This is a genomic window from Streptomyces kryoterrae (assembly GCF_054072135.1).
Window position 1 is genome coordinate 2,912,650 of sequence record NZ_CM133358.1, and the last position, 21,571, is coordinate 2,934,220.

At 71.0% G+C, this 21,571-nt stretch carries 16 protein-coding genes; 4 read left to right on the forward strand and 12 right to left on the reverse strand.

Going from position 1 to position 21,571, the window contains the following annotated elements; translation table 11 throughout:
- Positions 1 to 58: 58 nt before the first annotated feature.
- Positions 59 to 985 (reverse strand): proline dehydrogenase family protein, encoded by a 927-nt coding sequence (locus ACW4TU_RS12190; RefSeq protein WP_457427454.1) that lies wholly within the window; start codon positions 983 to 985, stop codon positions 59 to 61.
- Between the two features lie 150 nt (positions 986 to 1,135).
- On the opposite strand from ACW4TU_RS12190, the gene ACW4TU_RS12195 reads away from it, so the two are divergent.
- Positions 1,136 to 2,347 (forward strand): PucR family transcriptional regulator, encoded by a 1,212-nt coding sequence (locus tag ACW4TU_RS12195; protein WP_457427456.1) that lies wholly within the window; start codon positions 1,136 to 1,138, stop codon positions 2,345 to 2,347.
- On the opposite strand, the gene ACW4TU_RS12200 is transcribed toward ACW4TU_RS12195, so the two are convergent.
- A complete protein-coding gene (locus ACW4TU_RS12200) occupies positions 2,344 to 2,937 on the reverse strand; it encodes a TetR/AcrR family transcriptional regulator (protein ID WP_457427458.1) in 594 nt (197 codons plus the stop codon). The genes ACW4TU_RS12195 and ACW4TU_RS12200 overlap by 4 nt on opposite strands.
- A gap of 96 nt (positions 2,938 to 3,033) precedes the next feature.
- On the opposite strand from ACW4TU_RS12200, the gene ACW4TU_RS12205 reads away from it, so the two are divergent.
- Positions 3,034 to 4,590: an MFS transporter gene (locus ACW4TU_RS12205; protein ID WP_457427460.1), complete on the forward strand. Its 1,557-nt coding sequence runs from the start codon at positions 3,034 to 3,036 to the stop codon at positions 4,588 to 4,590.
- A 201-nt stretch (positions 4,591 to 4,791) separates the two neighbouring features.
- Here the strand turns inward: ACW4TU_RS12205 and serA are convergent, their stop codons facing one another.
- From serA to ACW4TU_RS12235, 6 genes are all read right to left on the reverse strand, one after another.
- On the reverse strand, positions 4,792 to 6,381 hold the full coding sequence (serA, locus tag ACW4TU_RS12210; RefSeq protein WP_457427462.1) for a phosphoglycerate dehydrogenase: 1,590 nt from the start codon (positions 6,379 to 6,381) through the stop codon (positions 4,792 to 4,794).
- 418 nt (positions 6,382 to 6,799) lie between these two features.
- Positions 6,800 to 7,798 carry a ketol-acid reductoisomerase gene (gene ilvC / locus ACW4TU_RS12215; RefSeq protein ID WP_457427464.1) on the reverse strand — a complete coding sequence of 333 codons (999 nt, stop codon included), beginning with the start codon at positions 7,796 to 7,798 and terminating at the stop codon, positions 6,800 to 6,802.
- A gap of 131 nt (positions 7,799 to 7,929) precedes the next feature.
- Positions 7,930 to 8,457 carry an acetolactate synthase small subunit gene (ilvN, locus tag ACW4TU_RS12220; protein ID WP_164323015.1) on the reverse strand — a complete coding sequence of 176 codons (528 nt, stop codon included), beginning with the start codon at positions 8,455 to 8,457 and terminating at the stop codon, positions 7,930 to 7,932.
- A gap of 20 nt (positions 8,458 to 8,477) precedes the next feature.
- Complete coding sequence (locus ACW4TU_RS12225; protein ID WP_457427466.1) at positions 8,478 to 10,325, reverse strand: acetolactate synthase large subunit; 1,848 nt, start codon at positions 10,323 to 10,325, stop codon at positions 8,478 to 8,480.
- 243 nt (positions 10,326 to 10,568) lie between these two features.
- Complete coding sequence (locus ACW4TU_RS12230; protein WP_457427468.1) at positions 10,569 to 13,616, reverse strand: putative bifunctional diguanylate cyclase/phosphodiesterase; 3,048 nt, start codon at positions 13,614 to 13,616, stop codon at positions 10,569 to 10,571.
- 402 nt (positions 13,617 to 14,018) lie between these two features.
- Positions 14,019 to 14,969, reverse strand: coding sequence for a 2-hydroxyacid dehydrogenase (locus ACW4TU_RS12235; protein ID WP_457427470.1), 951 nt, complete (start codon positions 14,967 to 14,969; stop codon positions 14,019 to 14,021).
- Between the two features lie 76 nt (positions 14,970 to 15,045).
- On the opposite strand from ACW4TU_RS12235, the gene ACW4TU_RS12240 reads away from it, so the two are divergent.
- On the forward strand, positions 15,046 to 16,044 hold the full coding sequence (locus ACW4TU_RS12240; protein ID WP_457427472.1) for an aldo/keto reductase: 999 nt from the start codon (positions 15,046 to 15,048) through the stop codon (positions 16,042 to 16,044).
- A gap of 77 nt (positions 16,045 to 16,121) precedes the next feature.
- Positions 16,122 to 17,333, forward strand: a complete 1,212-nt coding sequence (locus ACW4TU_RS12245; RefSeq protein WP_457427474.1) for a PQQ-dependent sugar dehydrogenase — start codon at positions 16,122 to 16,124, stop codon at positions 17,331 to 17,333.
- Positions 17,334 to 17,348: 15 nt separating this feature from the next.
- Here ACW4TU_RS12245 and ACW4TU_RS12250 read toward each other — a convergent pair whose 3' ends face one another.
- The 4 genes from ACW4TU_RS12250 to ACW4TU_RS12265 all read right to left on the reverse strand — a co-directional run bounded on the left by ACW4TU_RS12250 (position 17,349) and on the right by ACW4TU_RS12265 (position 21,371).
- Positions 17,349 to 17,606, reverse strand: a complete 258-nt coding sequence (locus ACW4TU_RS12250) for a type II toxin-antitoxin system RelE family toxin (protein WP_457427476.1) — start codon at positions 17,604 to 17,606, stop codon at positions 17,349 to 17,351.
- A gap of 124 nt (positions 17,607 to 17,730) precedes the next feature.
- The gene (locus ACW4TU_RS12255) at positions 17,731 to 17,943 is read right to left on the reverse strand and encodes a DUF6191 domain-containing protein (RefSeq protein WP_457427478.1); all 213 of its coding nucleotides are present in this window, start codon (positions 17,941 to 17,943) and stop codon (positions 17,731 to 17,733) included.
- 45 nt (positions 17,944 to 17,988) lie between these two features.
- Complete coding sequence (locus tag ACW4TU_RS12260) at positions 17,989 to 21,006, reverse strand: helix-turn-helix transcriptional regulator (RefSeq protein WP_457430052.1); 3,018 nt, start codon at positions 21,004 to 21,006, stop codon at positions 17,989 to 17,991.
- 179 nt (positions 21,007 to 21,185) lie between these two features.
- A complete protein-coding gene (locus tag ACW4TU_RS12265; protein ID WP_457427480.1) occupies positions 21,186 to 21,371 on the reverse strand; it encodes a hypothetical protein in 186 nt (61 codons plus the stop codon).
- Positions 21,372 to 21,571 lie beyond the last annotated feature (200 nt).

Consider the following 21,571-nt stretch of genomic DNA (forward strand, 5'->3'; position numbering starts at 1 on the left):
ACAGTGGCTGCGCCACGGGCCGGCCCCCCCGGCCGAAATCTTCAGTGAGCGTCATCCCTCAACCTCGGGTCAGCATGCTGCGGGCGAAAAAGCGCAGGTTGGCGGGCTTCTCGGCCAGCCGCCGCATGAAGTACCCGTACCAGTCGGTCCCGTAGGCGGTGTAGACACGCATCCGGTGTCCCTCGGCGGCGAGGCGCAGATGCTCGTCGCTCCTGATCCCGTACAGCATCTGGAACTCGTACTCGTCGGGCTTGCGGCTCGCGCGCCGGGCCAGTTCCTGGGCGATGGAGATCAGGCGCGGGTCGTGGGACCCGATCATCGGGTACCCCTCGCCCTCCATCAGGGTCCGCAGGATGCGGACGTACGCCTTGTCGGTCTCGGACTTCTGCTGGTAGGCGACCTCGGCGGGTTCCTTGTACGCGCCCTTGACCAGCCGTACGCGGCTTCCGCTGTCGGCGAGGCGGCGGGCGTCGGCCTCGGTGCGGTACAGGTAGGCCTGGATGACGCAGCCGGTCTGCGGGAAGTCCTTCCGGAGTTCCTCGTGGATCGCGAACATCGAGTCGAGGGTGGTGTGGTCCTCGGCGTCGAGCGTGACCGTCGTACCGATCGCGGCGGCGGCCTCGACGACGGGGCGGATGTTGGCGAGGGCCAGCTCGTGGCCGCCGTCCAGCGACTGTCCGAACAGCGACAGCTTGACGGACATCTCGGCGCGGGTGCCCAGCTCCAGCTCCCCGAGCCGCTCGACCAGTTCCAGATAGGCGTCCCGGGCGGCGGCGGCCTGCTCGGGGGTGGTGATGTCCTCACCGACCACGTCGAGGGTGACCGCCAGACCGCGGTCGGTGAGTTCCCGGACGATCGGTACGACGTCGTCGACCGTCTCGCCGGGGATGAAGCGGTCGACGACCGGCCTGGTCACCGGCGCCGCCGAGATCAGTCGGCGCATCCGGTCGCTGCGCGAGGCGGCGAGAATCACGGGACCCAGCACGGGGCACCTCCACAAAAGGCCGGGTAAACAGAGAACCGGAGAACCGGAGAACCACCGTGAAACCTAGGGATCCTTCCGATCGTGGGCCATCGACACCTGTCACGCATCCGTGCCCCAGATCTCATACAGATGTCTGAAAGCGGCGCCGGAATGCGCGAGAATGCCCCCATGGGCCAGGCGAGCGGCGACCACCACGGCGACTACCAGGAACTGGTGGACGACATCTCGGAGCTTCTCGGCGCCCCCGCGACGCTGGAGAACCGCGACTTCGAGCTGCTCGCCTTCGGCGCGTACGACAGCGAGGGCGAACTGGACGCGTCGGCGCTGGACCCGGTGCGCGCCCGCTCGATCCTGACCCGCCGCTCGACGTCGGCGGTGCGCGCGTGGTTCGAGGGCTTCGGCATCACGCGGGCGACCGGCCCGGTCCGTATCCCGCCCACCCCGGAGGCGGGGGTGTACCGGGGGCGGATCTGTCTCCCCGTGCGCCATCGGAGTGTCGTACTCGGCTACGTCTGGCTGCTGGACGACGATCCGGGGCCCCCGGCGGAGCAGTTGGCGGCGGCCATGGAGGTGGCGGACCGGATCGGCGCGCTGCTCGCGGACGAGGCGCAGGCGGGGGCCGACCTGACCCGCGAGTTCCGGACGGTGCTGACCGCCGAGCGCGGCTGGCAGCGCGACATGGCGGTGGCGGCGCTGCGTGCGGCCCTGGGGGCGCGCGGCGAGGGCCCGCACGCGGTGGTGTGCGTGGCGCCGTGGCCGTCGGCGGATCCGGACGACGCCCCGTCGGCCCGTACGGTGCCGCACGCGACGGCGGTGTGCACGGTGCCGTGGGGCACGGCGGCCCAGAGCCTGGCGCTGCTGATCCGGCTGCGCGCGACGGACGTACCCGCCCCGGCGCTGACGGCGGCGTCCCGGCTGCTGAAGGAGACGGAGAGCAAGGAGAGGGAGGGTGCCGTCGCGGCCGGTGTCGGCGCGCCGCGCACCGGCCTGGCCGGACTGGGCGCCGGCTGGCAGGAGGCCTCGGCGGCGGCCCGCGCGGCCCTGGCGGAGCCGCACCTCGGCCCGGTCGCGGAGTGGGGCGCGATCGGCCCGTACCGCCTCCTCACGGCGTTGCCCCCGGACACGGCCCAGGACCCCGCCGTACGCACCCTGCTCGCCCCCGCCCACCAGGAACTGGCCCGTACCGCCGAGGTCTACCTCGACCGGGCCGGCCAGGCGGGCCGCACCGCGGCCGAGCTGGGGATCCACCGCCAGACGCTGTACTACCGCCTGTCCCGGGTGGAACAGCTGACGGGCCTGGACCTGGACGACGGCGAGGACCGCCTGCTGCTGCACATGGCGCTGAAGAGTGCGCGGCTCTAGGACGCGGACGTGGACCCGACTGCCCCGATGACCCGGCGGAACCCCTCGGTGAGCTGTTCCGCGGTCGGCGCCGTCGTCGGGTCGAAGACGTACTGGCAGATGAGCCCGGTCATCAGGACGTTGTAGAACTGGCCGGCGGAGTCGACGTCGTCCTCCGACACGTCCTCCTCTCTGCCCCCGAGGAACAGCGGGATGAGGCCGCGCCCCGCCTCACGCTGGGCCTGCGCCAAGTGGTCGCGGACGGTGGGCAGTTGGTCCCCCATGGTCACGATCTCCATGCTCAGGCGCCACAGCGAGCCCGGCCCCTGCATGGTGGCGATGATGTTCGACCAGATCTCCTGGAACCGGTCGAGCGAGCCGGGGGAGGTGTCGCCGGCCGTCCCCATGACGGGGGTGAAGTCGTCGGAGAGCCCCTCCACCAGGGAGATGTACGCCTCCGCGAGGAGCTTGTCCTTCGAGCCGTAGTGGTAGCCGATCGACGCCAGGTTGGTCCCCGACTCCTTGACGATGTCGCGCGCGGTCGTGCGCACGAAGCCCTTCTCCAGCAGGCAGCGCTTGGCGCCTTCGAGCAGATCCTCGCGATGTCCCATGCGGCCACCCTACCCGCGATCCATACGATCGTCCTATACAAACGAATTACACGATCGTTCTAGACACTCGTTTAATACAGCCGTATATTCCCTGGCATGACAAACCCGACGAGCTCGACGAGCCCGACCACTTCGCCCGGCACCCGTGCCGGGCGCCGAGAATGGACCGCGCTGGGCGTGCTGATGCTGCCGCTGCTGCTGGTCTCGATGGACGTCTCCGTCCTCTACTTCGCCGTTCCAGCGATCAGCGCGGACCTGGAGCCGACCGGCACCCAGCAGCTGTGGATCTTCGACATCTACGCCTTCGTCCTGGCCGGTCTGCTGATGACGATGGGCTCGCTCGGCGACCGCATCGGCCGCCGCCGGCTCCTGCTCATCGGCGCCGCCGCCTTCGGCGCGGGCTCGCTGCTCGCCGCCTACGCGAACAGCGCCGAGACCCTGATCGCGGCCCGCGCGGTCCTCGGCATCGGCGGCGCCACCCTGATGCCGTCGACGATGGCCCTGGTCCGCACGATGTTCCGCGACCCCGGCCAGCGCGCCAAGGCGATCGGCATGTGGTCCGGCGTGATGACCGGCGGCATCGCCCTCGGCTCGGTGATGAGCGGCACGCTGGTCGAGTACTTCTGGTGGGGCTCGGTCTTCCTGGTCAACCTGCCCGCGATGGCACTGCTGCTGGTCCTCGGCCCAATCCTGCTGCCCGAGTCGAAGAACCCGGACCCGGGCCGCTTCGACCTCCTCAGCGTCCCCCTGTCGATGGCCGCCGTCCTCCCCGTGGTCTACGGCCTCAAGGAGATCCCGTCGGAGGGCTGGCACACGGAGTACGTCCTGTCCGTCACCGTCGGCGTGTTCTTCGCCTACCTCTTCGTCCAGCGCCAGCGCACATCGGCCTCGCCCCTCATCTCCCCCGCGCTGTTCCGCGGGCGGGGCTTCGGCCCGGCCGTCACCCTGAACCTGCTCTCGGCGTTCGCGATGATGGGCTCGGCGTACTTCACCACGCAGTACCTCCAGTCGGTGCTCGGCAAGAGCTCCATCGAGGCCGCGCTGTGGGGCCTGCTGCCGACGGTCCTGGTCGGCATCGCGGCCCCCGTCGCCGCCGCCCTCGTCCAGCGGGGTGTGCAGCGCGCCCATGTCGTCTCCGGCGGCTTCGTCACGGCGGCCTGCGGATACGGACTGCTGGCCCTGGCGGGCACGGACTCACTGTGGCTGGTCCTGGCCGGGGCGGGCGTCCTCGCCGCCGGCATCGTCGTCGTGATGTCCCAGATGATGGACCTGGGCCTGAGCACCGCCCCCCTCGACAGGGCGGGCACCGCCGCCTCCCTGCTGGAGACGGGCGCGGAGTTCGGCGGCGCGCTCGGCATGGCGGTACTGGGCTCGATCGGTACGGCGGTCTACCGCCACGACATCCCGGCCTCGGCACCCGCCCCGGCCCAGGAGACCCTCGGCGGCGCGCTGGCAGTGGCCCAGCGGCTCCCGGCGCGCACGGGAGACGCGCTGATCGCGACCGCCCGGGAGGCGTACGCCCACGGAATGCAGGCGGCTGCGATCGCGGGGGTGGTACTGCTGCTGGGGGCGGCGGTGCTGGCGGCGCGGACGCTTCGGGGAGTGACTGTGCGGGAGACGGCTGTGGAAAAGGCGGAGGACTGCTGCGTCTAGGGCAACGGAAAACGCCGGGTGGACTGGGACAACCAGCCCACCCGGCGTTCGCGTTCAAGACCTGGCCGACGACCACTTGCAGCCTGGCCAACGACCGCTTTTCAGCGCCGCCCGGCAATCCCAGCCCGTCCGGCGATTGAGGACGAGCCCGTTCAGGGCGAACGGGGGTCTGGGGGCGGAGCCCCCAGAGAGACGGTCACCTCAGACCAGGTTCACCGATCGGGCCGACGTCGCCCCGATCTCCTCGGCAACCTCCGCAAGCACACCGGGGGAAACCGTGTCATCGACGGTCAGGACGGCCAGCGCCTCCCCACCCGCCACCGACCGGGAGACCTGCATCCCGGCGATGTTGATCCCCGCCTCGCCGAAGATCCGGCCGACCGTGCCGACCACACCCGGCCGGTCCGCGTACCGGTACACGACCATGTGGTCGGCGAGCGCGAGGTCGACGTCGTACTCGCCGACCGCGACGATCTTCTGGTGGTTCTTGGGGCCGGCCAGCGTGCCGGAGACCGACACCTCCTCGCCGCTGCTGAGCGTGCCGCGCACGGTCACGACGTTGCGGTGGTCCGCGGACTCCGAGCTGGTCGTCAGCCGCACCTCGACGCCACGCTCCTGGGCGAACAGCGGGGCGTTGACGTACGACACGGTCTCGTCGACCACGTCCTCGAACACGCCCTTCAGAGCGGAGAGTTCGAGCACCTTCACATCGTGCTGGGTGATCTCGCCGTACACCTCGACGTCGAGGCGGACCGCGACCTCGCCCGCGAGGGCGGTGAAGATACGGCCGAGCTTCTCGGCGAGCGGCAGACCCGGCTTGACGTCCTCGGCGATGACACCGCCCTGGACGTTCACCGCGTCCGGGACCAGCTCACCGGCGAGCGCGAGGCGAACCGAGCGGGCGACGGCGATACCGGCCTTCTCCTGCGCCTCGTCCGTGGACGCGCCGAGGTGCGGGGTGCAGACGACCTGGTCCAGCTCGAACAGCGGGGAGTCCGTGCAGGGCTCCTTCGCGTACACGTCGAGACCGGCGCCGGCGACGCGGCCCTCCTTGAGCGCCGAGTACAGCGCCTCCTCGTCGACGATCCCGCCACGCGCGGCGTTCACGATGCGGACGCTCGGCTTGACCTTGTGCAGTGCCTCGTCACCGATGAGACCGACGGTCTCGGGGGTCTTCGGCAGGTGCACGGTGATGAAGTCGGAGACCTCCAGGAGCTCGTCCAGGGACAGCACCTTGACGCCCATCTGCGCGGCCCGGGCAGGCTGGACGTACGGGTCGTACGCGACGACCTTCATGCCGAACGCGGACATGCGCTGGGCGACGAGCGCGCCGATGCGCCCGAGGCCCACGACACCGAGGGTCTTCTCGGCCAGCTCGACGCCGGTGTACTTGTTGCGCTTCCACTCGCCGTTCTTGAGCGCGGTGTTGGCCTGCGGGATGTGGCGTGCGGTCGCCAGCAGCAGACCGCAGGCCAGCTCGGCGGCGGTGACGATGTTCGAGGTGGGGGCGTTGACGACCATCACGCCGGCCTTGGTGGCGGCGGAGACGTCCACGTTGTCCAGGCCGACGCCGGCTCGTGCGACGACCTTCAGCTTGCGGGCGGCGGCGACCGCCTCGGCGTCGACCTTGGTGGCCGAGCGGATCAGGATCGCGTCGACGTCGGCGATGGCGGGGAGCAGTTCGGCTCGGTCCCCTCCGTTGCAGTGCCGGATCTCGAAGTCCGGGCCGAGCGCGTCGACGGTCGCGGGCGACAGCTCTTCAGCGATGAGTACGACAGGTTTCGAGCTCACGTGAGGTCCTCACTCAGTCCTATGCGGACGGCCGTCCCGACGGCCGCAGGCGGTGGAGGGAGCGGCGCCGGGGAATTTCAGGTGTGTTCCCGGGTCGTTCGGTGCGTGCTCTCGGTGTGCCGGCTGGAGGTCCTCGTAGCGGAGCTACGAGGGCCTTCGGCCGGTGCGGCGAGAGTGCGTGCCGGGCGGCGTGGGGGCGTGCCTGAAATTCTCTGGTGTCGCTAACCGCGTGGAAGACGCACGACGCTGTGGGCCCGACGCGAATGTAGTACGGCAGTGTAGTGGCGCGGCAGGGGCTTCCTGGTGCCTGCGCGGAAGGATCACTCGCACGTGCTTTTTTCAGCCCCCTGGGCGCGCCCCGGCAGACAGCCGGGCCGTGCCGCCGGTCAGCACCGGCGGCACGGCCCGACCGACGGGGTCACGCCTCGTCGTCGACCCAGGACATGAGCTTGCGCAGCTCCTTGCCCGTGGTCTCCAGGAGGCTCTGCTCGTCCTGCGACTTGTACTCGTTGTACTTCTTCAGACCGCCGTGGTACTCGGCCATCCACTCACGCGCGAACGTGCCGTCCTGGATCTCGGCGAGGACCTTCTTCATCTCGGCCTTGGTGGCGTCGGTGATGATCCGCGGGCCGGTGACGTAGTCGCCCCACTCGGCGGTCTCGGAGACCGACCAGCGCATCTTCTCCAGGCCGCCCTCGTACATGAGGTCGACGATCAGCTTCAGCTCGTGCAGGCACTCGAAGTACGCGATCTCCGGCTGGTAGCCGGCCTCGGTCAGCGTCTCGAAACCCGCCTTGACCAGCGCGGCCGTACCACCGCAGAGAACCGCCTGCTCACCGAACAGGTCGGTCTCGGTCTCCTCGGTGAAGGTCGTCTTGATGACGCCGGCGCGGGTGCCACCGATGCCCTTGGCGTACGACAGGGCCAGCGCGAAGGCGTTGCCGGTCGCGTCCTGCTCGACGGCCGCGATACACGGAACGCCGCGGCCCTCCTCGTACTGGCGGCGCACGAGGTGGCCCGGGCCCTTGGGGGCGACCATGCAGACGTCGATGCCGGCCGGGGGCTTGATGAAGTCGAAGCGGATGTTCAGGCCGTGGCCGAAGAACAGCGCGTCGCCCTGGTTGAGGTTGTCCTTGATGGACTCCTCGTAGACCTGGGCCTGGATCGGGTCCGGGACGAGGATCATGATGACGTCGGCCTCGGCGGCGGCCTCGGCGGGGGTCACCACGCGCAGGCCCTGCTCCTCGGCCTTCGCCTTCGACTTGGAGCCCTCGTGCAGACCGACGCGGACGTCGACACCCGAGTCGCGGAGCGACAGCGCGTGGGCGTGGCCCTGGCTGCCGTAACCGATGACCGCGACCTTGCGGCCCTGGATGATGGACAGGTCGGCGTCGGCGTCGTAGAACAGCTCGGCCACTTTGGGTTCTCTCCTTGGGTGCAGGTGTTGCGTCCCACCGTATGACGGCGGGCGGAAGTGAGGTTTCGGGGTCTCGGTATACGGGCGGCCGGAATCACCCGGCCACCCGTATCCGCCGTCCTTGACGCTGGTTATGCCGACCGGTCGAGGGCCCGCAGCGACCGGTCCGTGATCGAGCGCGCGCCGCGGCCGATCGCGATGGTGCCGGACTGCACCAGTTCCTTGATGCCGTACGGCTCCAGCATCTTGAGCATCGCGGACAGCTTGTCGGTGCTGCCGGTGGCCTCGATGGTGACGGCCTCCGGGGAGACGTCGACCGTCTTGGCGCGGAACAGCTGGACGATCTCGACGATCTGGGAGCGCGTCTCGTTGTCCGCGCGCACCTTCACCAGAACGAGTTCACGCTGAACGGCCGAGCCGGATTCCAGTTCGACGATCTTCAGCACGTTGACGAGCTTGTTGAGCTGCTTGGTGACCTGTTCGAGGGGAAGTGCCTCGATCACGTTGACCACGATGGTGATGCGGGAGATCTCGGGGTGCTCGGTGACGCCGACGGCGAGCGAGTCGATGTTGAAGCCGCGCCGGGAGAACAGGGCGGTGATCCGGGCGAGGACACCTGGCTTGTTCTCGACGAGGACGGAGAGGGTGTGCTTGGACATGTCTTGGGGGTCTCTCTCGCTCAGTCGTCTTCGTTGTCGCCGAAGTCGGGGCGGACGTCCCGGGCGGCCATGATCTCGTCGTTGGAGGTGCCGGCGGCGACCATCGGCCACACCATGGCGTCCTCGTGCACGATGAAGTCGATCACGACGGGGCGGTCGTTGACCGAGTTCGCCTCCTCGATGACCTTGTCGAGGTCGTCGGGGGACTCGCAGCGGATCGCGTAGCAGCCCATCGCCTCGGACAGCTTCACGAAGTCGGGGACACGGGTGCCCCTGGCCTGCGGATTGACGTCGTCGGGCCCGGAGTGCAGCACGGTGTTGGAGTAGCGCTGGTTGTAGAACAGGGTCTGCCACTGGCGGACCATCCCGAGGGCGCCGTTGTTGATGATGGCGACCTTGATCGGGATGTTGTTGAGCGCGCAGGTGGTGAGTTCCTGGTTGGTCATCTGGAAGCAGCCGTCGCCGTCGATCGCCCAGACCGTACGGTCCGGGGCGCCGGCCTTGGCACCCATCGCGGCCGGGACCGCGTACCCCATCGTTCCGGCGCCGCCGGAGTTCAGCCAGGTCGCGGGCTTCTCGTACTGGATGTAGTGCGCGGCCCACATCTGGTGCTGGCCGACGCCCGCCGTGAAGATCGTGCCCTCGGGGGCGAGTTGTCCGATGCGCTCGATGACCTGCTGGGGGGAGAGCGAGCCGTTGTCGGGCTGCTCGTAGCCCAGCGGGTAGGTCTCGCGCCAGCGGTTGAGATCCTTCCACCACGCGGTGTAGTCGCCGGCGTGGCCCTCGCTGTGCTCCCTCTGCACCGCCTGGACCAGGTCGGCGATGACCTCGCGGGCGTCCCCGACGATCGGGACGTCGGCGGCGCGGTTCTTGCCGATCTCCGCCGGGTCGATGTCGGCGTGGACGATCTTGGCGTGCGGGGCGAAGCTGGACAGCTTGCCGGTGACACGGTCGTCGAAGCGGGCTCCGAGGGCGACGATCAGGTCGGCCTTCTGCAGCGCGGTGACGGCGGTGACCGCACCGTGCATGCCCGGCATTCCCACGTGCAGCGGGTGGCTGTCGGGGAATGCGCCGAGCGCCATCAGGGTGGTGGTGACGGGCGCTCCGGTGAGTTCGGCGAGGACCTTCAGCTCGGCGGTGGCCCCGGCCTTCAGGACGCCGCCGCCGACGTAGAGAACCGGCCGCCTGGCGGCGGTGATCAGCTTCGCGGCCTCACGGATCTGCTTGGCGTGCGGCTTGGTCACCGGGCGGTAGCCGGGCAGGTCGGTGACCGGCGGCCACTGGAAGACGGTCTGGGCCTGGAGGATGTCCTTGGGGATGTCGACCAGGACCGGGCCCGGGCGGCCGGTGGAGGCGATGTGGAACGCCTCCGCGATCGCCCGGGGGATGTCCTCCGCCTTGGTGACCAGGAAGCTGTGCTTGGTGATCGGCATGGTGATGCCGACGATGTCCGCCTCCTGGAAGGCGTCCGTGCCGATCGCCTTGGACACGACCTGCCCGGTGATCGCGACCAGCGGCACGGAGTCCATGTGCGCGTCGGCGATCGGGGTGACCAGGTTCGTGGCGCCCGGCCCGGAGGTCGCCATGCACACGCCGACCTTGCCGGTGGCCTGCGCGTAACCGGTGGCCGCGTGGCCGGCGCCCTGCTCGTGGCGGACCAGCACGTGGCGCACCCTCGTGGAGTCCATCATCGGGTCGTACGCCGGCAGGATGGTGCCCCCCGGAATGCCGAATACCGTCTCGGCCCCGACCTCCTCGAGCGAGCGGATGAGGGACTTCGCACCCGTCACGTACTCGGGGGCGGACGACTGTCCTCCGGAACGGGGCCGCGGCTGCGGGTGATGGGCCCCGGTGGCCTGCTCGGTCATCGGCATTCTCTTCTCGATGCTGAGGGTTTTTGCGAGTTTTGTACGGTGTGCGTTGCGGTCCGACCTGCGCCGGTGCAACAAAAAACCCCTCGTGCCGTGAGGCAAGCGAGGGGAGCGCGCCGGGTGCGGTCGCTGGAAGTTCCGGGTCCGTCCGGAACATCACCAGCGTCAGCCGACGCGCTTTCCAAGTACGAGAATTCGGGTGCGCATGGGGTCGACCCTCCCCCCGGCACGCACCGACTGTCAAGTGGGTGGGACGGGAGTCTCATTATGTGAGCGGAGGGCTGTTCCGCCTCCGAAAACAGCGGGCACACCCGTACTTGTGTACACCCCGGAGCCGCCGCCCGCGAACGCGGGCTCGGCCGGGCCGTGCGGCACCGGATAGCGGCCGGTGGACAGTGCCCGGCGCAGCCGGTACTCGTCCAGCGGCCCGGAGAAGGCCATGCCCTGTCCGTGCGTGCAGCCCATCGCGCGCAGGGCGACCACCTGCTCCGGCAGGTCCACACCGTCGGCCACGGACTGGAGCCCGAGGTCATTGGCGATTCTGAGCAGCCCGCTGGTGATCTTGTGCAGCCGCGTGGACTCGACGACACCCTCGACCAGGCCGCGGTCGAGTTTCAGTACGTCGACGGGGAGCCGCCGCAGTGCGGTGATCGGCGCGTAGCCGCTGCCGAAGCCGTCCAGCGCGATGCGTACGCCGAGGCATCTGAAGGCGTTCAGCCGGCGCTCCAGCTCGTCCAGGGAGACCCGGGGGTCGGTGTCCGTCAGTTCGATCTCCAGGGCGCCGGTGGGGAGCCCGTGGCGGGTCAGCAGGGTCTCGATAGACCCGAGGGGCAGGGAGCGGTCGAGGAGCCGCCGGGCGCTCATCCGGACGGCGACGGGTACGGCGAGTCCGGTCGCGGCGCGTTCGGCGGCCTGTTCGACGGCCTCCTCCAGCATCCAGCGGTCCAGCTCGGCGGTCCTGTCGCTGTCCTCGGTGACGCACAGGAACTCGGCGGGCGTGAAGAACACTCCCTGGGAGGAGCGCCAGCGCGCCTGGGCGGAGACCGAGGTGATCCGGCCGCTGTCCAGCGCCACCACGGGCTGGTGCAGCAGCGCGAACTCGCCGTCGTGCAGTGCGGCACGCAGCCGCGTGGCCAGTTCCGCCTTCCGTACGACGTCCTGCTGCATCTGGGGCGCGTAGAGCTCCACGCGGCCCTTGCCGGAGGCCTTGGCCCGGTACATCGCCAGGTCGGCGTTGCGCAGCAGCTCGCCCGCGCCGAGGCCGGGCTCGGCGAAGGCGACGCCGATGGAGGCGTTGACGCGGACATCGTTGCCGTCGATGTCGTAGGGCTGCGAGAGGGTGAGCCGCAGTCTGTCGGCCAGTTCCCCTATGTGGCGTTCACGCGCGGCACGGTCCCGGGTGCCGTCGCCGACGATCAGGGCGGCGAACTCGTCACCGCCGAGCCGGGAGGCGGTGTCCCCCTGGCGGACCGAGTCCTGGAGCCTGCGGGCGGCCTGGACGAGCAGTTCGTCGCCCGCCTGGTGTCCGATCGTGTCGTTGACGGCCTTGAAGCCGTCGAGGTCGATGAACAGGACGGCCGTGCCGCGGTCGGTGGAGCGGCGGCCGGACAGGGCCTGCTGCACGCGCTGGGTGAACAGGGCGCGGTTGGGCAGGTCGGTGAGCGGGTCGTGTTCGGCGTTGTGCTGCAACTGGGCCTGGAGCCGCACCCGTTCGGTGACGTCCCGGCTGTTGAAGATGAGGCCGCCGTGGTGCCGGTTGACGGTGGACTCGACGTTCAGCCAGCCTCCCCCGCTCTCGGCTTCTCCCCCAGCCTCCGGCCGGGAGGTGCCCCCGGAGCGGGAGGTGCCCCCGCCGCCGGCCTTGAAGCGGCACTCGATGCGGGTGGTGGGTTCGTCTTCGGGGCTGGCGGCGAGGAAGCGGCGCACTTCGTGCACCACGCAGCCCAGGTCCTCCGGGTGGATGAGGTGGGCCAGTTCGGTGCCCACGAGTTCCTCCGCGGACCGTCCGTAGACCCCGGCGGCGGCCGGGCTGACGTACCGCAGCATCCCGTTCGGAGCGGCGATCATGATGACGTCGCTTGAGCCCTGCACCAGGGAGCGGAAGTGGTTCTCCTTCTGGGCCAGTTCCTGGGTGAGGGTGATGTTGTCGAGCAGCATGATGCCCTGGCGCACGACCAGCGCGAGGACGACGCCGCCCGCGGTGATGAGCACCACGCGGTCGGGGCTGCGGCCGTTGAGAACGTTGTAGAGGACGCCCAGCGTGCACACGGCGGCGGCCAGATACGGCGTGAGCGCGGCCAGGGAGCCGGTGATGGGCCGGGTGAACGGATACCGGCCGTGATCGCCTCCCGGTACGGGTGGCTGCCCCTGCCTGCGGACGGGCGGACGGCCCTGGTGGGGTGCCGGCCGGCGCCCCTCGGGCCTGCCCGGGTGCTGCCGCCCGGGGCGGTGTTCGTGCACCACGCGTGTGTGCCCGTCGGACTCGCCCTGGCCGCCGCGCCCGGAGCCCACCCAGGGGGCGTACGCCAGCAGCAGCGAGCCCGCGAACCAGCCCGCGTCGAGCAGCTGACCCGAGTGGTAGTTGTTGTGCATCAGGGGCGAGGTGAACAGGGCGTCGCAGCCCACGGTCAGGGCGAGCGCGCCGATCGCGGTGTTCGCGGCGGAGCGGTTCACGGTGGAACGCCGGAAGTGCAGCGCGAGGACCATGCTGACGAGGGCGATGTCGAGCAGCGGGTAGGCCAGCGACAGCGCGGTGTGCGCGACGCTCGGCCCGTCGGCCTTCGCGGCCTGCGCCAGTGCGAGGCTCCAGGACAGGGTGAGCAGCGAGCCGCCGATCAGCCAGGCGTCCAGGACCATGCAGACCCAGCCGGCCTTCGTCACCGGCCGCTTGGCGAGGACCAGGAGCCCCACGATGGCGGGCGGGGCGAAGCACAGGAAGAACAGGTCGGCGAAGCTGGGGCTGGGCACGGCCTGGTCGAGCACGACCTCGTACCAGCCCCAGACGAGGTTGCCCAGGCAGGCCATGGTGGACGACAGCGCGAAGAGCAGCCAGGCGGGCCGAAAGCGGATCCGGCGGCGCGCATAGAGGAAACAGGACACGGCCGCGGCGCCCGCCGCGACACTCAGCCCGAAGTCGCCCATGATCAGGGCGAGTCGGGGGGACCCCCAGCCGAGCGCGGAACCGACGGCGTATCCCGCGCACACCAGGGCCAGCGTGAGCTGCGAGACCAGGCTCGTCCCGCCGCCGAGGACCGGTCGGCGGGCCAGCAGTGCCCCGGGGGAACTCACCGGACGCTCCGGGCCCGCACCGCGACCGTGTCCCGCGCGGCCCACTGCGCCGGGTGCGCGCCGGGTACCGGCGGTGCGGTGTGGGTGTGCCTCCGGCGACCGCTGTGCCGGCGGTGCTGGTGATGGCTGCTGTGGCCGCGTCTGCGCGCGGCCGTGCACCAGGGTCGCCGTCGGCGGCCCCGCCGCGTCGGATCGTTCGTCCATAGGCCGTGCATCGCCCGTCGCCCCCCTCACAGTCTGCAATGTCCATCCCCGGCGCCGAACGGTTCGCGGCGCAGCCCCTGTCGGGACGATACACCAGTCTCGTCACTCAGGGACATAGTTCCTCTACTCTCCGTAACGGCCGACGGCGATGCCGACACACCCCGCATACGGGGGAATGCGGAGGGTGCCCGAACCGGGCTACGCGCCGACCGCCCCTGTCGTAAGGATCACGTTCCGCAGCGGCTCCTGGTTCATGAAACGACTCAACTGGTCCGCCAGGAGCCTCTCGGCGCGCGGCCGGAACGCGGTGGTCGGGCCGCCGACGTGCGGGCTGATGAGCACGCCGGGCGCCTGCCACAAGGGGTGCGCCGGAGGCAACGGCTCCGGATCGGTGACGTCGAGGGCGGCCGTGAGGCGCCCGGACTCCAGCTCGGCGAGGAGTGCCAAGGTGACGACGACGGGCCCGCGGGCCACGTTCACGAGCAGTGCGCCGTCCTTCATCCGGGCCAGGAAATCGGCGTTCACCAGCCCTCTTGTCTGATCGGTGAGGGGCGTGGCGAGGATCACGATGTCGGCTTCGGGCAGCAGGGCGGGCAGTTCGGTGAGCGGATGCACCGGTCCGCGCGCCGTGGTGCGCTCAGAGCGCGCGACGCGCGCCACCCGCGCGAGCTCGAAGGGCGCGAGCCGGTCCTCGATGGCGGCGCCGATGGACCCGTAGCCGACGATGAGGGCGGTCCTGTCGGCGAGCGCCGGCCGGAATCCGCCCCGCCACTCCCCCTTGTCCTGTGCCCGCACGAAGTCGGGGATGCCGCGCAGTGAGGCCAGGATCAGGGCGAGGGCCAGCTCACCGGTGCTCGCCTCGTGCACCCCACGCGCGTTGCACAGCCTTACGCCCGGGCGCAGTTGCCCGAGCCCGGGCTGGATGTTGTCGACTCCGGCGGACAGCGTCTGCAGCACCTGTACGCCTGTCATGTCCGGCAGGGGACGTACGCAGACCTCGACGGGCTTCATGTACGGCACGACGTAGAACGCGCAGTCGGCCGGGTCCCCCGGGTAGTCGTGATCGCCGTTCCAGAAGAGATAGCGGGGCCCTTCGGGCAGGCCCCCGATCTCCTCCGGCGGGATGGGGAGCCACACGTCAGCAGTCATGGTCACGAGCGTAGGCGAACCCCTGTGCGTACAGAGGTTAGGTTTGGGGGGCAAGGAGAGAGAGGTTCACGACCAGGTGGAGCGCAGGACGATCGGCGCGGCGGCGCTCGAAGTGGGGGCCGTTGGCCTCGGGTGCATGCCGATGAGCTGGGCGTACAGCGCCTCTCGGCGGCGGGGCGAGGAGTCGCTGCGGGCCGTGCACCGGGCCCTGGACGAGGGCTCGACGCTCCTGGACACCGCCGACATGTACGGCCCGTTCACCAACGAACTGCTGGTGGGACGGGTGTTGAGGGAACGGCGCCGGGACGCCTTCGTGTCGACGAAGGTCGGTCTGCTGGTCGGCGATCAGCACATCGTGGCCAACGGCCGCCCCGGATACGTGAAACGGGCGTGCGACGCCTCGCTGCGCCGCCTCCAGACGGACGTCATCGACCTCTACCAACTGCACCGCGCGGACCCGGAGGTACCCGTCGAGGAGACCTGGGGCGCGCTGGCGGAACTCGTACAGGCGGGAAAAGTACGGGCGTTGGGGCTGTCGGCGATGGGCGCGCGGTCCGGGCGCCGGCCGGGGGCGCGGCTGCACGACGCGACGATCCGCCAACTGGAGCGGGTGCAGCAGGTGTTTCCGGTCAGCGCGGTGCAGGCCGAGCTGTCGGTGTGGTCGAGGGAGGCGCTGGACGCGCTGCTGCCGTGGTGCGCGGCGCGCGGGATCGGCTTCCTGGCGGCGATGCCCCTGGGCAACGGCTTCCTGACGGGGACGCTGACCCCGGGCGAGGGCTTCGAACCGGAGGACATCCGCGCCCGCCACCCTCGCTTCACGGCCGACATGATGGCCGCGAACCAGCCGATCGTGGCGGGTCTGCGCCGCGTGGCGGCACGGATCGGTCCGGGGGTCACCCCGGCCCAGGTGGCGCTGGCGTGGGTACTCGCGCAGGGCCGGCACGTGGTGCCCGTACCGGGGGCGAAGCACGAACGGTGGGTGGCGCAGAACGCGGGGGCGCCGCGGCTGCGGCTGTCGTCGGCGGACCTGGCCGAGGTGGCGGGACTGCCCAGGGCGCAGGGGTCGTGGGACTGACGCCGGAATCAGGCTCCGGGCATCGGGAACTCCGATCAGGAACTCGTGACCGGGAACTCGTGAGGAGCGAGCGATGTATGACAGGGAGAACCCGTCGCGTCGAAGGGACCATGATCGTGCAACGTAGAGCTGTGACGGCCGTACTGGCCGCGGCCACGCTCCTGCTCACGGCCGGCTGCTCCTCCGACGGGGGAGGAGACGGCGGCGGCCCGGGCGGCAACGACAGCGCGTCGCCGAGCCGTACGGGTCCGCAGACGTCGCCCTCCGCGCGGGCGACCGAGGAGGCCCCGCCGGCCAAGGGTTCGGTGAAGGTGGTGCGCACGGTCACCGAGGGCCTGAAGACGCCCTGGGGCCTGGCCCCGCTGCCGGACGGCGATCTGCTGGTCTCCTCCCGTGACGAGGGCACGATCACCCGGATCGACACGGAGACGGGCAAAAAGACCGAGGTGGGCGAGGTGCCGGGCGTCTCCCCGGCCGGTGAGGGCGGTCTGCTGGGCCTCGCGCTGTCTCCTGACTTCGCGTCGGACCACATGGTCTACGCGTACTTCACGACGGAGTCGGACAACCGCATCGCCCGGATGCTGTACGAGGAGGAGAAGCCGGCGGGCGAACAGCTGGGCGCCCCCAACACGGTCTTCCGGGGCATCCCGAAGGGCTACATCCACAACGGCGGCCGGATCGCCTTCGGCCCGGACAGGATGCTGTACGCGGGCACGGGCGAGAGCGGCGACACCGGGCTGGCCCAGGACAAGGCCTCGCTGGGCGGCAAGATCCTGCGCATGACCCCGGAGGGCGAACCGGCCCCGGGCAACCCCTTCACCGACTCCCCGGTGTACTCGTACGGCCATCGCAACGTGCAGGGCCTCGCCTGGGACTCGAAGCAGCGCCTGTTCGCCTCGGAGTTCGGCCAGGACACCTGGGACGAGCTGAACCAGATCGAGCCGGGCGCCGACTACGGCTGGCCCGAGGCGGAGGGCAAGGGCGACGACACCGCGTTCCGGAACCCCGTCGCCCAGTGGCACACGGACGACGCGTCGCCCAGTGGCATCGCGTACGCCGGGGGCTCGATATGGATGGCGGGGCTGAAGGGCCAGCGCCTGTGGCGCGTGCCCCTGAAGGGCACCGAGACCGCGGCCGCCCCGCAGGCGTTCCTGGAGGGCGAGTACGGCAGGCTCCGTACGGTCGTGTCGGCGGGCGGCGACAAGCTGTGGCTGGTGACGAGCGAGACGGACGGGAGAGGGTCCCCGGAGGGCGGGGACGACCGGATCCTGGAGCTTCAGGTGACGTAGCTGTCCGGCAGTGGCCTATTCGTCTATCAACGACTGGTCGAGGATCGCCACCGAGACCAGGATCAGGAACGCCCGGTGGACCATATAGTCGACGGTCAGCCCCGGGGCGACGGACACCACACGGATGTCCTCGCCGCTGACGGCCTGGGACACGGGCGTGAAGGGATCCTCGGCCAGCTTCAGCAGCCCGCGCTCCAGGAGCTTGCGTCGGTCTTCGGGAAGCCTGTCGCGCTGTGCGGCGGCACGCTCGGTGAACTCGATCTGGTACAACACGGCTCCTCCGCGGAGTTTGTCCTGCTGCCAGTATCCCGCGTCGAGGCGGTCGGCGTGCACCAACCGGGAACAGCCCCAGCCGGTGTGCCACCGCAGCGGCCGCTCCCCGGCCCGATGCGCCCGGTCAGAGTTCCTGGGAAGCATCCGGCCGCTCAGGTCGCTCCGGTTCTTCCGGCTGGTCGGACGGGCGTACGACGACCTTTCCGGACGCGAGGTCTATCGGGCCGCGTCCGGGGTCGCCGTCGCCGACGTCCTCGCGGGTCAGCTCCAGGCGGTTCTGCTCGTCGCGGGTGTGCTTGCGTCCCGGGGCGAAGAGTTCCTCGAACATGTTGAACACGGGGCCTCCCGTGGGCCTGGGTCCCCTGCAGCGTAACCCTCCCCCTCACCCGGCCGTCCGGGCAGGCATCGCCCCCGGTGGGAACAGCTCCAGCCGGTGGGCCAGCGCCGCCGCCTCTCCCCGGCCCGAGACGCCCAGTTTGGCCAGGATGTTGGAGACGTGGACGCTCGCCGTCTTGGGGGAGATGAAGAGTTCCCCGGCGATCTGGCGGTTGGTGCGGCCGGCGGAGACCAGGCGCAGGACGTCCCGTTCGCGGCTGGTCAGGCCCAGGGACTCCACCGGGTCCGCCGTGGGGCGGGCCCGGCCCGGGGTGAGGAGGGCGACGGCGTCGGCGAGGGGGCGGGCGCCCAGGTGGTCGGCGACGGTGGCGGACAGGCGGAGGAGTTCGGCCGCCCGGTCGCGGTCGTCGGGCTCGGCGCCACCGGTCAGCAGGGCCTCGGCGAGGCGGTGGCGGACCCGGGCGAGGTCGTAGGGGCGGTCCAGTGCCTCGAAGGCGGTGACGAGCCGTGACCAGGTGTCGGGGGTGGCGGTGCCGGCGGCGCGCTGGAGTTCGGCGCGGACCCACTGCTCGTGGGCGAGCCAGACGGGGGCGCCCGTGGTGAGCTTCCTGGCGGTGTCGAGGATGCGGGCCAGTGCCTCGGGGCGGCCCGCCTCGACGCTGGGCAGGGCTCGGGCGTCGGCCTCCGCGGTGGCGGCGGCCAGGAGCAGCAGCCAGCCGTAGCGATGGGTGCCGGGCGGGAAGCCGGTGTCCAGGACATGGCCCAGTTCGGTGCGGGCGTCCAGGAGCCGGCCCTCGGCGGCGGCGACGCCGAGGGTGACGAGGGCGAGCAGCAGGTCGTGCTGGGGCATGGGGTCGTGGGTGCCGAAGTGCTTGTGGGCGGTGGCCAGTTGGCGCGCGGCCTCGGGCAGGTCACCCCGGTCCAGGGCGAGCCGGGCCAGGCAGATGGCGCCGGCGCCCTGAGGCTTGGTGCTGTGGCCTCGCCGCAGCGCGTTGGTCGCGGCGTCGGCGGCCTCGTCCCAACGGCCGAGCGAGTACAGCGCCTCTGAGAGGTTGCCCCATACCCAGGCCTCGGAGTCCAGCAGGCCGAACCTACGGGTGTAGGCGATGCCCTCCTCCAGGATGGGGACGGAGTCCCGGGAGCGGCCGACCGCCTCAAGCCCGCTGGGGAGGTTCACGTAGGCACGTCCGGCGACGAAGAAGATGTTCTCCGCGACCGCCTGTTCCTTGACCGCGCGCATCTCCGCGAACCCGGTCTCCGTGGCACCGGCGTCGATCAGGAGGCCGCCGTGGGTGAGCCGGGCGTGCAGCTCGGTCTCGTGAGCGCCCACCATGCGCGCGTACTCGACCGCCTGTTCGGCGGCGGCCAGGGCGTCGGGCCCGGGTGAGTGCAGCATCGACCAGGCGGCGACGTTGGCCAGGACCTCGGCGTGCACCTCCGAGGGCGGCAGACCGCGGACGAGTTCCTGGGCGGTGCCGAGCTCCTTCCAGCCGTCGCCGCGGGACTGGGCCTGGACCAGGCGGGAGCGCTGGCACCAGAACCAGGCGGCGCGCAGGGGGTCGGTGTCCTCCTCCAGGAGGTGCAGGGCACGCTTGATGATCTTCTGGGCGCGTTCGCGCTCCCCGCACAGCCGGCCCGCGACGGCGGCCTCGGCCATGAGGTCCAGATAGCGCAGGGGGGTGGTGGCCGGATCACAGCCGCAGGGCGGGTAGACCTCGGTGTGGTCGACGGGCCGGAGTGTGGTCCGTACGGCGTCGGGGACGGCGTCCCAGAGCTCCATCGCCCTTTCCAGGAGCCGCAGTTGCTCGGAGTACGCGTACCGGCGGCGGGCGGTGACCGAGGCGTCCAGGACGGCGGGGAGAGCCTTGGCCGGGTCGTGGGCGTGGTACCAGTAGCTGGCCAGGCGCATGGCGCGTTCGTCGGCGGGGACGAGCGTCGGGTCGGTCTCCAGGGCCTCGGCGTAGCGGCGGTTGAGGCGGGAGCGTTCGCCGGGGAGGAGGTCGTCGGCGACGGCCTCGCGGACCAGGGAGTGGCGGAAGCGGTAGCCGTCGCCGGCCGGGGTGGCGAGCAGGATGTTGGCGCCGACGGCCGCGCGCAGCGCCTCGATGAGGTCGTCCTCGGCGAGCCCGGCGACAGCGGCGAGCAGCCGGTACTCGACGGTGGAGCCGCCCTCGGCGACGATCCGGGCGACCCGCTGGGCGCTCTCGGGCAGGCTTTCGACACGGACGAGGAGAAGGTCCCGGAGGGTGTCGGTGAGCCGGGTGCGGCAGCCCTCGTGGGCGGCGACGGCGAGTTCCTCGACGAAGAAGGCGTTGCCGTCCGAGCGGTCGAAGATCTCGTCGATCTGGGCCGGTTCGGGTTCGGCGGCGAGGATGCCGGCGATCTGACGGCCCACTTCGGCGCGGTTGAAGCGGCTCAGCTCGATGCGGCGGACGGTGCGCAGCCGGTCCAGTTCGGCGAGCAGTGGGCGCAGTGGGTGGCGGCGGTGGATGTCGTCGGCGCGATAGGTGGCGAGGACGACGAGGCGGCCGGTGCGCAGGGTACGGAAGAGATAGGCGAGGAGGTGGCGGGTGGAGGCGTCGGCCCAGTGGAGGTCTTCGAGGGCGACGACGACCGTACGGTCCGCGGCGACGCGTTCCAGCAGGCGCGCGGTGAGTTCGAAGAGGCGGGCCATGCCCTCCTCGTCGTGCCGCCCGGCGCCGGTCTCGCCCAACTCGGGTAGCAGCCGGGCCAGTTCCTCCTCCTGACCGGCAGCGGCGGCGGCCAACTCGTCGGGCAGCGCGCGCAGCAGGGCGCGCAGGGCGGTGGAGAAGGGCGCGAAGGGCAGCCCGTCGGCGCCTATCTCGACGCAGCCGCCGAGCGCGACGACGGCGCCCCTGCCGGAGGCGGCATCGGCGAACTCCTCGACCAGCCGCGTCTTGCCGACCCCTGCCTCCCCACCGAGCAGCAGCGCCTGCGGCTCACCGGCGGCGGCGCGGGCGAGCGCGTCGTGCAACACCCCCAGCTCATCGGCGCGACCGACGAACACCGGACAGACGGACCTGGTCTCCACGGGCCAGAGCATCGCACAGGGCTCTGACATCGCGGGACTGGTTATCGGGCCGACGGCCGGAGCGGGCGAGGTACTGGACGGGCCGGTCACCGTGACGGCGACCGGCCCGTTGTGGGTCGTGGGGTGGACGGCCTTGGCGGGCGCGGGAAGGAGCGCCGCCGGGGGAGAGCCGTCCGCCCGTCCCCCGGTGCTCACGCGGCCCGGGTGAACCAGTGCCGGCGCGTGCGGTCGGTATGCACCTCGCCCTCGGCGGCCCGGCCGGCTGCCTCGCGGCGGGCGGCACGGGCACCGCGGACCGCTTCCCGGGCCAGGCGCTCGTCCGCGGCCTCGCGGCGCAGTTCGGCGGAACGGATCTGGTGGAGTTCGTACTCGAACATGTGATGCCCCTCGGGTCCTGGTGACTTCGGTTGGTCTTCGCTTTCCGCGATGTCCCAACCTTCGTCTGCCAGGGGGGTCCGCCACATCGGGAGAGTTCCGCATCTTCCGAGGGGGTGGGGGCCTTAGGAACGGGTGAGGGGCCCCAGCCGAGCCGTAAGGTGCTTACGACCGGCCTAAGGCCCCTCATGACCTGCGGTGA

Coding starts and splice junctions, on each gene's coding strand:
- ACW4TU_RS12195 (WP_457427456.1), top strand. CDS start 1,136: ATGCGCGAGAATGCCCCCATGGGCCAGGCGAGCGGCGACCACCACGGC.
- ACW4TU_RS12200 (WP_457427458.1), bottom strand. CDS start 2,937: ATGGGACATCGCGAGGATCTGCTCGAAGGCGCCAAGCGCTGCCTGCTG.
- ACW4TU_RS12205 (WP_457427460.1), top strand. CDS start 3,034: ATGACAAACCCGACGAGCTCGACGAGCCCGACCACTTCGCCCGGCACC.
- ilvN (WP_164323015.1), bottom strand. CDS start 8,457: ATGTCCAAGCACACCCTCTCCGTCCTCGTCGAGAACAAGCCAGGTGTC.
- ACW4TU_RS12225 (WP_457427466.1), bottom strand. CDS start 10,325: ATGACCGAGCAGGCCACCGGGGCCCATCACCCGCAGCCGCGGCCCCGT.
- ACW4TU_RS12235 (WP_457427470.1), bottom strand. CDS start 14,969: ATGACTGCTGACGTGTGGCTCCCCATCCCGCCGGAGGAGATCGGGGGC.
- ACW4TU_RS12245 (WP_457427474.1), top strand. CDS start 16,122: ATGACAGGGAGAACCCGTCGCGTCGAAGGGACCATGATCGTGCAACGT.
- ACW4TU_RS12260 (WP_457430052.1), bottom strand. CDS start 21,006: ATGCTCTGGCCCGTGGAGACCAGGTCCGTCTGTCCGGTGTTCGTCGGT.
- ACW4TU_RS12265 (WP_457427480.1), bottom strand. CDS start 21,371: ATGTTCGAGTACGAACTCCACCAGATCCGTTCCGCCGAACTGCGCCGC.